A 14,507-nucleotide genomic window follows, 5' to 3' on the forward strand; every position below is an offset into this window, starting at 1 on the left:
GAATTCAAACTAATTTTAATCAGCTGCCTACTTGGTGTCAATACTTTCGTAAAATGATGTTTTACTAGATAAGGTGAATTTCAAATTACGAAGTCATCCTATATGAAAATTTATGTATAGCAAAAGACGAGCCCTTGAAGGAAGCCCGTCTTTTACTTTATTTCTGTTTTATAGTTGCTTAGTCTGCACTCTTCACTTGAACCAGCGGGTATTCTTCTCCATCAACGGTAACCGTGCTAGCATCGTTCAGCTCCAGCCTTTGCCAAATGGTCAACAGCGTACGATAAGGATACTTCTTCAGATCGTACTCCTTTGTCTCTGTACCATCACCGGACGTGCTGCCTATGGTTTTATCGGCTGCTATACCACTACCCTCAGTAGAAATCTCCGAAGTCGAGCCTCCGTCCGTGTTGCCTGTCACTGCTCCAGACTGATCGCCGCTTGTTCCACTGGATGTACTACCACGAGCTGTGGAACCACTGTCCGTGGATTGTCCATCTGCTGTCGTACTTTTTGTAGTGGCGCTCCCAGTGATTACGTCACCGGATGGATCATTGTTCGCATTACTGGCAGCTTCCTTGTCGTTCTGTTCAGCAAGCGTAAAATTTTCATATAAGTGCTCCTGTTGGTCCGCCCCGACAATGACGAGCTTCTTCGGCTTAAATTCTGCCTGCTCTGTCGATGTCTGAAACGCAAACAACAGCTTGACCATTTTCGTAGTGGACTTGGTATTAGGCACATGTGTCACTATCGCCGTAGGCTCCTCTTTTACGGGCACTGTAGGCTCTACAGGCTGTTGTACAGGCTTCGGAGCAGCAATAGGCGCAGGTGTGTCACCAGATCCGATCACCCCGGTTGCTTTCAGGCCGCCGAGCGTACCTGCAATGACAATCAGCACGATCCCGGAAATCACCCCACCTTTACGAAAACGACGAAGTGTTTTGATCAACTGCGTGTCCGTCTCCCGCTTTGCTGCCAAATAGAAATTTTTAAAAGCAGGCTTTGCAGGTTCAAAATATTGACGCCACAGCGTTTTTTTATGCAGTCCCTCTCGTCCTTCCTTTTGGAAGAATAGAAGTAGCGCACGTCGATACGACGGTTCGAAACCGCCACGTGGAGTGGCAAACTCGGGGTGTTCTTCCGACCATCGGATAAAGCGGTACATCGTATCGTTATCCTTCGCCCATTTGCGGATCGAACTGACCAGACGAGCGAAGTCCAATATTCCTTCTCCCGGCCCGTCAGAACGATAGAATGCAGGCAACAGACGGGCAAAATGGCTTTCCGCAAGCTGCTGGGGCAGCCAGCCATAAGCCCAATCCTGTACCTTTTCTACTTCGCCAGGCTCCAGGCCGTCCAGCACCGACGGTTCCGGTTCCTCCGTATTAAACCAATCGTAAGCCGCAATCAATCGCACTGCTTGTCCCTTGAGGGGAGCAGGCAGCTTTCCAACCCACTGCACCAAATCGGGCCGTGTAAAAAATGGAATCTGTACGACCTGATCGGGTGATATTTCTTTTAGCTCTACTTCGGTAAGTAAATACCGATCCGACGCTTCCTGCAGGCGCTCTGTCAATCCAGATTGCTCCAGCGGGGACAGTTTGCCTACGGCAGAGCTGCTGTCCCATTGACGCAAGCGTTGGTGAATGGCAGCCACAGCCTCTACTGGTTTTCTTTCGGCACGCAGTCTACCCATCAGTGCAGATTCTGCCAAAAGCTGAAAATCGGCATTCGCCGACACTTCGATATACCGACTGCCCCATTCATGCACAACGGCCAGCAGCCCCTTGGCATCCGGTGTTCTTTTCATCTGACTGTCCATGTAGGGAATGAACAGCATTTTTGTAAGCGCCGGATTACCCAGCACTTTCGTAAAATATGCCTTGCCTAATGACGGATTCTCCTCAATCGTATGGTAAATATACGTGACTGCTTCCGTATTTCTGGCAGTATAAGCATTGTTTAGCGAACGGATTAAATATTCCACCAACCGATTTTCGCTGCTGCGTGCATGAACTTTATAATAGTCCTTGAAACTATCGACTAGACCTACATCTGGAATATATCCATCCTTCACCCGATCAAATTCATGATCAAAAAACGATAGAAACAGATCATTCAGCCTCATTTTACGTGGCAGCGAATCGGGTGGCGATAAATAATCAGTCAAGCTTCGTAATACAGCGATTCGTTGTTCGTTGTATAATGCCCGCTCTCCCTGCTCAATTCTGTACAACGTAATGAGCTCATGATAGCTGGATGGCGTCAAATCACGCCCTGCCTCCATACCTGTCAGCATTTGCTCGGCAAATTTGAAGAAATCATCCGGCGTCTCACCATTCAGCAACGTGCGGACAATCCAGTCAAAATACGGCTGTCTCACCTGCTCTGCATCCACATTAAGTATTCGACTATGGTTAGACAGGTCAAATACAAAGTCCTTTTCCACATTCCGATCACCGGGACGCAAACTAAAAGGCTCAACGAACATCAAGTGAATGCCTTTTCTGCTGTTCGGTTCCTGTGCATATGTAAGAAATCCGAGTCTGTTCCGAAATGCATAAGGCAGTGCCGCATACAGCACACCCAGCAGCTGCTTGGCTGAAGATCCGACCGCTTCTACAGGAACATTCAATGCTACATATACCTTTTTGCGACCCGCTGCGGACATCATGACTGCGTATAAAAGCTGTTTGAACACTTCTTCGCTCAGCTGCAATTGAGCCAGCACTGTAGACGGGTCAACAGCCGGAAATACACTTCCACCCGGTAGACGCTCCAATTCCGGTAAATCCGTTCCCTGCTCAATATCATAGGTATCAACAAATGATGTGTTCAGCCACTGCTTATAGTCAGACGGAGATTCACCATGTCCGGCTGGAATCACATAGTTGTGCGTGAAAAAGGCGCTCCGCAGCCCAGTAAAATCCGCAGCCTTATAAATACTGCGGCCAAGCACTACATCCCCGGACTCCGTCCGTACCAGATGCATGGCTTCCGGATAGACGCTTTCCTGCTTCTCGCCACGTGCCGTCAAGGCAGCAGGCGCATCATATACACATAAGGGATGCAGCACCTTTTTAATAAAAGAAGCATCCAATCCTTTGGAATTAGCCACTGTATCGAAGCCTTCCGTAGAACGGAAAATTCCACGCCGTTCCCGTGTGTACATCTGCTGTTGTATCAAATGAGAGGTAGAATAACTCACTGTGATTCTCTCCCCTCAATGTACTTCAACTTGTAAAGCAGCCAAATGAATGGCTCATCCACACGGATCGGACTAACCAATCCTTGCAGCTTTTGCTCCACCGGATTGCTACCCAGCGCGGAAACCGCGAAATAGGCCGTATCCGTAAAATATACATCCATCGTGCCCTTGAACGGCTTATCCACCTTTTCGATGAAGCGTCGAACTTCGCCATCAATGTTCGCGAACTCATCCAAATCCATATATTTGCGATGCTCCATCGGATTAAAAATATTGCTATTCGTCTTGATGTATGTGCCTTCTTCATCTGCCAATGCAGTAAGCATATCACTTTTGGTCAGGACGACAGCGGTCGGAATGTCCGTTTTCCCTTTTTCCTGATAAGCGATAAAATCACCGAACATCGTAAGTACGACATCACGCGGTTCATCATATTGCGAGACCCATTCACCCGGCTTATCGCCAAGATTAATCTTAATACGCTCCCGAATAGAGCGGATTTGCAGTGGATCGACCATAAAAAGAATACCTGCTGAATTCTTAATATGCTGTCCATGCAGTCCCAGATAGTCCTGATCTACCATTCCCTCACCGGCGACATCAAAAAATACCAGCGTCAGTGGCGGCTTTTCCTCATCCTTAAATACAAACTGGAAGATAAAAGGCTCCTGCATCTTTTCTTTTTGTGTCGATGTAAGCAGATCGCCTCGTTCAAATAGGGGTTCCTCATACATAGTGCGGAACTTTCGGCTGATTTCTGCATTGAGCGGCATGCAAGCCGCGTCAAAATGATCGGCCGTAACATGCTGCAACGTGTGAATCAGGGAGGTCATATAGACAGATTTCCCCGCCTGCGAAGCTCCAATAATCGAAATGATATTGCTAGGCACCTTACCCGCGGTCACGGGCAGCACGTTATGGCAGTGCGGGCACAGCCGGTGGCGCGTCAGCTCGCCATAACGGTCCGTCAGTCCTGTCAGTACATGATCAGAATACAATCGATGTTCCTCAGGGACATCATGGGGGTGCAAAATCGCCTCCATATCATGCACACTGTCCAAGCCAAAACGCTCCCGATATTTGTTCAACAGCTCATCTTCACCCAAAGCGTAGTCCTCGTCATCTTCACGGTGATGAGAAGCACGGAATACCACGTCCTCCGGGGAAAATTTACTAAAGCAATAAGGGCACACAATATCATAAAATAACGGCCTTGGCGCTGCCTGTGGCTTTCTTCTGAATAAATTGCTAAGAAAACTCATCGGTTGCGGCCTCCTTTCATTCAGGAACTAATTCATATACCGTGCCATATTTCTGGCCGTCTGTAAAAAACAGCCGCACATATTCATCTCCCCCCACTTCAACAGCGGGTAAAACATTCCGTCCCGCGGCAAAGGGTGCCGTGAATGGATACAAGGTTCCATCGTCCCGGTCTGCGGGATAGCCCCCGCGCTTCTTCACGTAGCAAAGCGCCTCCTGCGGGACAGGAACTTCGGCTGTCACCTGAATCTGGACGGTTTTGCGGCTGCGAAACCAGCTTTTTTTATGGTGAACTGCATATCTGATTTTAGCCCTTCCCGTACTCAACTCCAGTTGGTTGGCTCCATCTTGCTGACGGATCACGTAAGTATCTCCATCCTCCAGAACAGCCGGATACACGGTATACCGTACGCGTCCAATGCCTTCAATTCGGTCACGATAGCTGCCAGCAGCCTTATACTCCTCGCGTGTAAACAGTTTTAGGCTTGAAAAAGGCGGTAAAACTTCACCCTCATTTTGCCCATTCACACCTGCATCGGCTGATTGTTTCGCAATATATACCACGGCTGCGCCTTCAGGCCACTGCCAGCGCAACACAACCCGGTTGTCGTCAATTTTGTGGCTCAGCTCCGAAATAACAGGATCACCGGGCTGTGCTTCCCTATACTGCATAAGTTCCAGCCTCCCGTTCTAAAATCCACTGCTGCGTCGATTGCGCGTCGAGGCTTCCGGTGCCCCTCTCCGGCGTCCTGACGGCGCACCCTGACTTCCTCCACCGGAAGATCGGCGAGTATTTTCCGCAATTGGCAGAACAAGCGAAAAGACAGCAATAAGGGCCGCCAGTACGAGCGCTGCCACCAAACGAATCATCAGGTCGCCTATAGGCGAGCCAGATAATCCCTTTTCCAAAATAAAGCCAGCGAGCAAGCCGGCCGGGACTCCTCCAATTGCAAAATTCCGCGCGAGAAAACGGTTATCAAACATCAGCCCAAGAGCTAATCCCAATAGAGCGCCGATAATGACCAGAGCCGTTACGCGATAAATGGCAAAATACAGACTGTCGGCATACTCACCTGTCCGCTCCGTTACCAGTGTGCGATCACCGATTTTGTTGTATATTTTACCAAACGCCTGAGTAAGTCCTTGGGCATTGGCTACATTAGAATAAGTTCCGCCTGTCAGGTCAGCAATATTTTGCAATAAGGCTATACCATCCGACTCTGCCAGTTTCAGCCCGATCGTATTAATCGGAATCTGGCGGGCGATATAAGGAGCCAATGCTGTCTGGGTATCCAGCTCGCTAAAGCCGTCAGAGAGCATAATAACGAGAGAACCTTTTTCTGCATTGCCTTGGGTTTCAATCTCCTTGATCGTCTCATCCAAAGCAAGTCCGATCTCTGTACCGCCTGACATTATAGTCTGCATACTATCAATTTTGGAATAAACCGCTTGCTTCTCTGCATCTGTGCGAATGGGAGTAAACGGCTGAACCAACTGCGCAGTAGAATCAAATGAAACAATGGCTACCCGCTTGTCTCCATCCATTTGGCCAATTAGACTCTTAGCAGCCGTTAGGCGTTCATTATCTGGATCTGTTTGCTGCATACTCCCGGAATTATCAATCACAAGCACAAGGTCCTGTACGCTCTTGCGCCCTTCAGGATTAACCTGGTAGCCCAACTCCAATAGCAGACCTGCCACGAACAACATCACCAGCGTAGCAGGCACCAGTAACTTCCAGGATAACCCGGAGTAGCGCTGCCGCCATGAATGTCCATTTAACTGTGGCGAAATTAGTTCGCCGATCAGACAACCTAGGCCAATACACAGTGCCATGATGCCAAAATACAGCCCGATCACGACGATATGCGGCCAGTGCCCTATCAATTTGTGAAGAATAAGCTCTCCCAAGATGAAGCCTACTACAGCGCCCAGCAAGCCGAACAGCAATAGGAGAACGTTAAATTTACGCTGCTTCATAAGAATCGTTGCTTCCTTCCATCATAAAGTAGGATGAATATGTGGTTACCGCAATTCCGGCAACCGGTCCACGTCGATTCCGTGAAACACGAAACCATTCGCAGTATATGTCTCATAATACGTTTTGCCGTTGCGGTAAACCATCAGATCCTCCAGATGGAAGCCGCCCATCAAATGCAGCTTTTCTACCCCGCTGCTGCGACGCTCATGTACAAAACCCAGCTTGTAAATACGCGAAGTAATGTCCACATCCATCGCATAAGGAAGAAATTCGCCTTCGTAGTCACCAAAGAAGTACTTTTCTTCATACCGATGCTCATGGGTATAGTCGAGCAAACGTACGTTAATTCCGCCATGTTCCTCTAACGTTTGATACAGTTTTTTAAACAGCTCATCCTTCGGAACAACCAGCCGATTTTCATATGCAGCAGCCACATTGGCACGCCGCAATAATTCTTCTTCGAAGGTCTGATTAAACGGCTGTGAACTGAGAATCAAGGTGCGACAGGTCTGTGTAAGTCGATCCACCAATGAGGACAGACCCCCGTCCAGCAATCCGGATACAGGCCCCATATGCCGGGTATCAAAAAATATAGATTTCCCCCGCTTGCTTTCCAGTTCACGCATGACATCCTCCGTCACACGCTCGTAATACTCGAACAGGTTTTGACCTGTGTAACTATCGGCCTGTCGGATACTGTCCGTTGCAGCTTGATGCAGTTCACGCTCCAGGCTGGAAAGCTGTACTGTAATATGCTTCGCCTGTGCATGCCATTTTTCTAGTGCCAGTTCATAGCGGCGAAGCAGCTCCAAATCGGCTTGGATTCGCAACATGTGCAGTTTGTGCCCGTAAACCGTCTCGGTCAGGTAACGAATCAAGCTTCGAACATTATGCTTATCCATGAGTGGCAATCGTTGAAAAGGTTGGTCCTCCACTCGCCCGCTATACAGGGTGTCCAGTTCAGCGGCACTAATCTGCAAGTCATTGGACGTATCCCGAATCAGTCCACGAATGGCTGTAAGCACATTCCCTGTTTTATTTTCATCCGTCCAGTCTGTCAACTCAAATAAGCCGATTTCGGGATATTCCTTGGCAGCTGCATTCACAGCCGACTGTAGACCTGATTCCGCCTGAAAATCTCCCAACCGTTTGTGCACAATCCGTTCACAGTTATCACGGAAAAAGGCTTCGCAGCCCTGACCAAACAAGGCTTCCTCCGCCTCACGTAATGTCATTCGCTTTACCGAGCCGTAGCTGGCTCCGCTGGTCATCAGTGCGCTCATGTCCGTGATCGCTTCATTACCAGGAACGAGATCATTTCGCGTGCGACCGCGCTCAGCAGCATCTAACCCAAAATAATTCAGCTTATCGCGTATGTCCCACTCTTGCTCTGTTCTCATACGCTCTAACAGCTTCACATAAAAGTGATACAGCACCGTCAGTGCGATTGACTGGTTAGGGCGGTTGACTCGGGAAAATCCAGCCGACACATAACCCTGCCGCCCGGATTCCGTCATGATGTTGTTTTTAAACGATGTATTGTTGTATCCCCCATCCTGTGACCGATAGGAATCTCCTGCCTGATAGCGGTTTTTAAGAAGCTGAATATGGCAAATGATGTCACAGCTTTCTCGCAGGCTATTCGGCACCGTTACGCCGCGTTCGTTCTTGTCGGACAGCACATAGACGAGGTCGAACAACGGTGATGGAGCATGGGTTACTGGAATGGTCAATTTGTCCTCAGTCATATGAAGCGGTGCCGTAAACGTATAGTCTGGACTCTGGATATAGTCCAACTCCCGCATGAAAGCAACGGACGTTGCACTACTGTAGCCGAATTGGACAGCCTGATCGCTTTCATTCACCAACACATACAGATCCATTTGTACCGATTTAAAAGACTGTGCAAAAATATACTCCGCCAACAGCGTAATTTCAGGGATTAACACGTTCATGGGGTCATCCGCTGTCGTCAAAATCGACAAATGGACACGCTCGAACGAAGAATACAACCGACCGTAATCTGCCAGATGTCCACTAGCCCGGCGCAACGCGGTGTTAAGCTCAATTAGCTGCGATTCATGTGTATAAAAAGCCTGGTGCAAGTCACGGCGTATCGTTTGGTGGCCACTTTCCTCCGGTACCGCTATCGTATGAACAATAGCATCCACCGAACGATCTACAGCTGCATGTTCTTCCTGCGAGCGGATCTGAATATACGTTACTCCCGTGCTGTTATCCCACTTGGTCCGGTTGATATCTGCAATGGTGTTCATCACCGGGTTCATGCGATCACCGATAAAAAGAAACACGGACGGGAAATGGATGCTGCTGCGTCCATCCCCACTTCCGATTAATTGGTCCTCTGCGGCTGCATAGTCAGCCGCATAACGTAACAGCTGCTCTCTCATACTTTATTTCAACTTTCTGCGGATGTCGTTTAATTTCCCAGCCATTTGAGCATAAAATGCATATAGTTCTGCTCCGTTAGCCAGCTCCACCTTTTCATATTCCAATTGATTGCGGGCCTCTGTGTAAGTTGCAGCCAGTTCATCCAGCTTCGACAGCAGTGGTGTAATATCCTCCGATGAAGTCAATACAGCATCACGGCGATCCGCCTTGCGCATTAGAGTAGCAAATTTCTTTTCTTCCAAACCACGGAAGTTTGTAAACACTTCAAACTCCACATAATTGCGGCTCTTCATGACGTTCGCAAACGGCTCCCAAGCCTCTTCCTCTTCGTCACGATCATAGACGTACAAAGCGCCTTTTTTCGTAATCGTGTCTGTATAGAGAGCCTGAATGAACTGATCCAGCCATTTTTCTTCATCCTGGTATTTGCCCAGCAAAGCTTCCAGTTCAGCTGCTTTCGCTTCAATTTGTGTATATTTCGCCAGTTCTTCACGAACCACCTGTGTTAACTCTGGTGAACGGATCAGGTTTTCCTTCGCCATCTCTTCATTGATGCTGCCAAAGATGTCCTTGCTTCCGGCCTGCTCCAACCCTTCAGCCAGCAGACGTTTCAACTCAGACCATGCTCTTTTCACCTCACCCAAATTCGGCTTGGATTCCTGCAAGCGCATATCGTAGCCTGCCAGCATCGCATTCAGATCTAGCGCATGTGAACGGATTACAGTGAAGCGGCTGCTCGTATTCTGATCGACATCCTTTTCCCGAATCACGCCAAGTGACTTGGCACGGTCAAAATCATTACGAATGCGGGCATTGTAAGCTTGCACACGCGAATTGACGTAAGTTTCGCCCCATGACTTTTCAGGAATCGGCGACGGCAGATTAGTCCAGTTGTTCTGACCTGTTTGTACCAGATGGCGGCCAATACCTTCGCGGTCAAGAATCGTTTTTTCATAGCTTTCTTCATACACTTTGAGCGGCGTATATACAAACAGAGGAACACCATTACGCGTATTGAGCCAGAAAATCCGGTTACGAACTTCACTCTCTTTAATAGTAAAGTGTGATTTGCCAATTGCATTATTTTGATAATTGCGAACGCCTTTCAGGATATTAGGTGACTGTACAGGTACTGAAACGAATCCCCATGATGGGAAGTACAAGTTGCCAGAGCTATTGCTCAGATGAAACACAGGTACAGCTTCCTCATCCAGTTTGCTCGCAATGTAGCGCTCCACAAATTTTTCAATGGCTTCATCTTGCCCGTATTTCATGACGAGGAAATCTTCCATGGAACGGGTAATGAGATCACCGAACTTATCAGTCAAGAAATTGGAGATTGAGCTGATGATGTCCATATCCTGATCCTTCACCCATTGATCTGAATTTTCGAGCAATTCTTGGGCAAAATCACGAATCAAATCATCACCGTTTCGGTTATCAAGCAGCTTGGTCACAACTTCAGAAATATCCGGTACACTTACCAGATTCCAATAGTACGTTTTGTTACCTTTGTGATCGGACTGTTCCTCGCCGTTAATCAGCAGATCGCCATTCTTCTCGAAAATTGCGCTCAGCGCGTTCAAAATTTCAGTAAATACATTATAAATGCGGCTATTTTCCTTGTTCAACAAGTCATACAGGTCTTCATAAAATTCAATGAGCTGCTCTGTACGTTCCACATCAGCCCGCAGCCAATATTCATTAATTTTCGCTTCAATGTACGCATTTTTCTTTTTATCCTTAGACACAAACGCGCTCTTGGCATCGCCCAGCTTTTCGTTCGCCTGCTCACGCGCCCATTCAATGTCCGTTGGAATACGGTGCAATGATTCACGCAACGTTTCAACATATGAAAGCAGCATTTTCAGCAAGCTAAATCCTTTTTCAGTATAAATCATGCGGGATACATAAAACGGCCCCTGCTCAGGATGCAAAAACATCCGGCGAATTTGATCCGTAAACTGTCCTGTAATTTCACCAGGAAGCTGCTTCTTCGCTTTGATATACTCTTCGCGGGCACGCGTCAAGAACGTTTGCTCCAGCTCGGTGTCCATATTGACCACTTGCATTTTAACGACATTGCTATAACTTAACCGTTCACTGTTTTCAAAGCCCGGAAGCGGCTCAGGTACACGGGATTCAAAGTTTTTGATCATGCTATCGAGATCCACGCCCAGCTTGCGGGCAAACTTCTCTACATCCTCTTGATTTGGCGATTGCTCGAACATTTTGGACATTTTTCCAAACATTCGATAGGCCAGATATGTCGTCATTTCCTCCATTGGCAGTACCGCCGAGGAAGCCCCGATAATATTGTAATCGTAGTTTGCCGGATACGCCTTATTCATTTGTGCGATGTTGGTACGGATATTGCTGATATAGTCATGAATGGCAAACTCTTCGCCCGACTGTTTTTCCTCACTCGCCATAAAGTTAGTGATGTTCTCAGCGGTGACATTCATGCAGTAATCATAAGCATTTTCCAACAGCTTGCCTTCCGTATTCGTGGCCGAAATGAGGTGGCACAGATTAAACGGCGGAAGCGGCGAGTTCACGGTCAAAATGTTGCCGTACTGCTGCTTAAAACGTTCACCACGGCTGTCTACATTCATCCAATAGTCCAGTTCTTTCAGTGCAGCATAGCCGTTCTTTTTAATATATTCACGGGTATGCTCGCTCAGGCTTTTGTTCGCCAAATTAATATCTGGTGTAAACAGATAACCTAATGTATTTACACGGTCTACACCTGCAGAGCCATAGTCACGCTCAATAATTCCTCGGACGATATATGAGATATCGAGGAAGGTACCGCTTCCTGTACCGCCGGACAAACCGGACAGCAGGAACACCATAAGCTTCTTGTTGGTGCCTTCAGACAGGGTTTTGATTTTTTTGTCAATGCTTTGTACGACCTGATTGATTTTGGTGAACAGCAGCAATCGTCCTGCCTGCCGCACCCCTGCCGCACCATTCATACCATCGGTAATGCTTAGTTCGGGAGACAGCCAATCGGTAATGTACGGCTCAAGAATGCTGCGGTTTTGCAGCAATCCACCGATTTCTGCATTGGATAGCAGTACAAACTCATTGATAGGGTCCAAACCAATCCCCTTGTATTTTTTGTTGCGGTCTTGTTCATTCGTTTCAAAAGCGAGAAATTCCACATTGTCCGGTTTATCGCTCTTTTTCTTGGAAATCGGATCTGCTGGAAGCTTGAATCTACGGTTAATTTGATATTTCAAGCGGAGAAGGGCATCAATCCCCGTTCCTCCGAGTCCGATAATTAAAATAGGATTATCAATAGTATCAACTCTGATCTTATCGCTTACGATCCCTCCGCCGAGTGATACGTCTAATTGTTGGATATGCTCTCTAACTACTGGTTTCATAGATATGACCTCCTAAGGGTTCGTTTAGCTGTTTACTGAAATAAACTCCAGTAAAATGGTTTTGTCCACACTGGCTAACGGAATCGTCAGACGATCACCGTTTTTGAGTTCAAGACCGTTGCCTGAGTCAACAGCCCGTCCGGATTTTTCAATCGTAATCTCGGGGGTACTGCGCACAATGATACGATCCTGATTGGCTGGTGTGAACACGACCTTGTCGGTTCCAGCAAATTCCGGTGCCAGTTGCAGCAACTGGTGCAGATTAAATTTGCCCCGGAAGGTGTTCAGCTTCTTGTATTGCGGATACGTTTTTTCGCCGGTGTTCTCATCCCGGATTTCCAGTACGATTTGACCGACAAAGCCACGGTTGGCCTTTTTGACAGCCTTCCAGATGAAATACGCGGCAACCAGCAGAACGAGCAGTCCCAGCCCTAAAAGAATGAGTGGCATTAACTTGGACTTTTCAGCAGGTGTTGTTGGCTGCGTCGTGCCCGTATTCGTACCGCTCGTCGCCCCTGCTTTAGCACTGATGGTTACAGGCTGTGTTTCACGGTAAAAGCTCTTCTCCTCTGCTCTAACGGTTAGTTCGTAGTCATGCTCATCTGGAATCGTATAGGAACCGGTAAAAGAATCCCCTGCATTGGTTAACGGCACCTCATTCGTTGTACCGGAATCCAGATCCTTGACCTTCAGAACAGCATTCATATTCGCATATAATTCCTGATCCTGGAGCTGCTGGCTATTGCTTGTCAGGTAGGAACGAATTTGAACTGCATCGCCTTTTTTGTATGATTTGGCTGACGGTGCGTCCATTTTCAGCTCCAGATCATAGTTAAACACCAGATTAATATCAATCTGATCCTGCTGGACTCCCTTGACTTGGAGCTTCCAGTCACCAGCCACAGGCTTAAGCAGTTTAATCAGCGAGTAGCTTTTGGACTTGGACAGCAGCACATCGCTCGAAGGAATTGGCTTGGTGTTGCCCGACGGGTCTATCAGTCTCGCATCCACCGGTTTTGAGGACATGATCGAAATGTTAGCCTCCAGCACACTATCGTTCGGTACGGTTACCGTTACATCCTGATAGTCGCCGTTTGCCGTAATGGACTGCAAAGGCACCACTTTCAACTTCAAATTGCTGGCGAAAATTTCACTCAAAATCTTCGGCAGGTCATCCGCTGAGCTTGTAATAAAAGATTTGCCGCCCGTTTGCTGCGCTATGTCGGCGAGCTTGTTTTTATTCAGCTTTCCATCTGCATTCAAGCCGATGGTGTAGATTGGAACGCCGCTATTCTTAGCCTCAGCTACAGCCTGTGCCATATCCTGATCGGATTGGCTTTCGGTTCTGCCTGTCGTCTTATTAAAATCGTTGTTACCGTCGGCCAGCATGACGATCATAGGCGCATGTCCAGCTGTTTTACCATCTTGCAAAATGCGGATCGCTTCCTTGACACCCACGGAGGTGTCAGTATACGCCCCCCGGTTCAGTCCGTCAATAAACGTCTTCAGTTCCTGCTTATCCGCTTCGGATGTAATATTAAGCAAGGCTTTCTCGCGCTGTACGACATCCGTATATGCTACAATCCCGACTTTGTCATTTTGGGTCGACAGCATATCAATGAACATTTTCATGGCTTCATTGCCAATTTTCCCAGGATCACTGGTGTTCATCGAATTACTTACATCGACGACCAGCACCGCATCCACCTTAGAAGCAGAGGGTGAAGCGGCATTCGCCATCTGTGGCTGCCATGCCAAAATCGAGGTCATGATCATTGTACATATGATTCCGATGACCAAAAACCATTTTCTGTCTCTACTAAACATCGCTTGTACCCCTTTGCCAGTTAATTCTCATTCTAAATTACAGTTGTACTCCCCTACTATTAAATTATAATGAGTTTTACATGAGCGCCAGCTGAAAATACTGCCCGAATGGTCTGAATCCAACCAAAAAGCCTGTTATACCGCGTGATTTTACCAATATCCTGCAGTAATGATATAATTATACCCCAACAAGGGCAATCGGGCACCAGCCTTCTCCTTTATACGACAAAAATGACAGTAGCGAAACCCGCCCATGTAAAATATTGAAATAAAAGTCCAAGTAGAAAGAGGAAGTACACTATGATCTCATACGGATGTCTGGCGATTATGTTTCTTTTTGTCGCCATCAAATCACTAATTTACTATATACATAAAAAACGGGCCCCGTCGATTACACAAATCGACACCGAGCTTCTAGCACTGCTGA

The 14,507-nt window shown here is 47.5% G+C and carries 7 protein-coding genes; all 7 read right to left on the reverse strand.

Annotated elements, in window-relative coordinates; genetic code table 11:
- Positions 1 to 178: 178 nt before the first annotated feature.
- Genes ACUYLD_RS21065 through ACUYLD_RS21095 form a run of 7 tightly spaced genes read right to left on the reverse strand, consistent with a single transcriptional unit; the run spans position 179 to position 14,080 of the window.
- Entirely contained in the window at positions 179 to 3,208 is a 3,030-nt protein-coding gene (locus ACUYLD_RS21065; protein WP_446675919.1) for a GAP1-N2 domain-containing protein, read from the reverse strand.
- Positions 3,205 to 4,470 (reverse strand): TRAFAC clade GTPase domain-containing protein, encoded by a 1,266-nt coding sequence (locus ACUYLD_RS21070; protein WP_446675920.1) that lies wholly within the window; start codon positions 4,468 to 4,470, stop codon positions 3,205 to 3,207. The genes ACUYLD_RS21065 and ACUYLD_RS21070 overlap by 4 nt, the downstream gene beginning before the upstream one ends.
- A 16-nt stretch (positions 4,471 to 4,486) precedes the next feature.
- A complete protein-coding gene (locus tag ACUYLD_RS21075) occupies positions 4,487 to 5,140 on the reverse strand; it encodes a beta-mannanase (protein WP_446675921.1) in 654 nt (217 codons plus the stop codon).
- 18 nt (positions 5,141 to 5,158) lie between these two features.
- Positions 5,159 to 6,448, reverse strand: coding sequence for a vWA domain-containing protein (locus tag ACUYLD_RS21080; RefSeq protein WP_446675922.1), 1,290 nt, complete (start codon positions 6,446 to 6,448; stop codon positions 5,159 to 5,161).
- A gap of 45 nt (positions 6,449 to 6,493) precedes the next feature.
- Complete coding sequence (locus tag ACUYLD_RS21085; RefSeq protein ID WP_446675923.1) at positions 6,494 to 8,860, reverse strand: transcription initiation factor TFIID; 2,367 nt, start codon at positions 8,858 to 8,860, stop codon at positions 6,494 to 6,496.
- A gap of 3 nt (positions 8,861 to 8,863) precedes the next feature.
- Positions 8,864 to 12,253, reverse strand: coding sequence for a tubulin-like doman-containing protein (locus ACUYLD_RS21090; RefSeq protein WP_250268186.1), 3,390 nt, complete (start codon positions 12,251 to 12,253; stop codon positions 8,864 to 8,866).
- A gap of 24 nt (positions 12,254 to 12,277) precedes the next feature.
- On the reverse strand, positions 12,278 to 14,080 hold the full coding sequence (locus ACUYLD_RS21095) for a vWA domain-containing protein (protein ID WP_336076799.1): 1,803 nt from the start codon (positions 14,078 to 14,080) through the stop codon (positions 12,278 to 12,280).
- Positions 14,081 to 14,507 lie beyond the last annotated feature (427 nt).

This window comes from Paenibacillus sp. SER-28, from assembly GCF_052906305.1.

Excerpts from the sequence above, each read along its gene's own strand:
- ACUYLD_RS21070 (WP_446675920.1), bottom strand. The coding sequence starts at position 4,470 with ATGAGTTTTCTTAGCAATTTATTCAGAAGAAAGCCACAGGCAGCGCCA.
- ACUYLD_RS21075 (WP_446675921.1), bottom strand. The coding sequence starts at position 5,140 with ATGCAGTATAGGGAAGCACAGCCCGGTGATCCTGTTATTTCGGAGCTG.
- ACUYLD_RS21080 (WP_446675922.1), bottom strand. The coding sequence starts at position 6,448 with ATGAAGCAGCGTAAATTTAACGTTCTCCTATTGCTGTTCGGCTTGCTG.
- ACUYLD_RS21085 (WP_446675923.1), bottom strand. The coding sequence starts at position 8,860 with ATGAGAGAGCAGCTGTTACGTTATGCGGCTGACTATGCAGCCGCAGAG.
- ACUYLD_RS21090 (WP_250268186.1), bottom strand. The coding sequence starts at position 12,253 with ATGAAACCAGTAGTTAGAGAGCATATCCAACAATTAGACGTATCACTC.
- ACUYLD_RS21095 (WP_336076799.1), bottom strand. The coding sequence starts at position 14,080 with ATGTTTAGTAGAGACAGAAAATGGTTTTTGGTCATCGGAATCATATGT.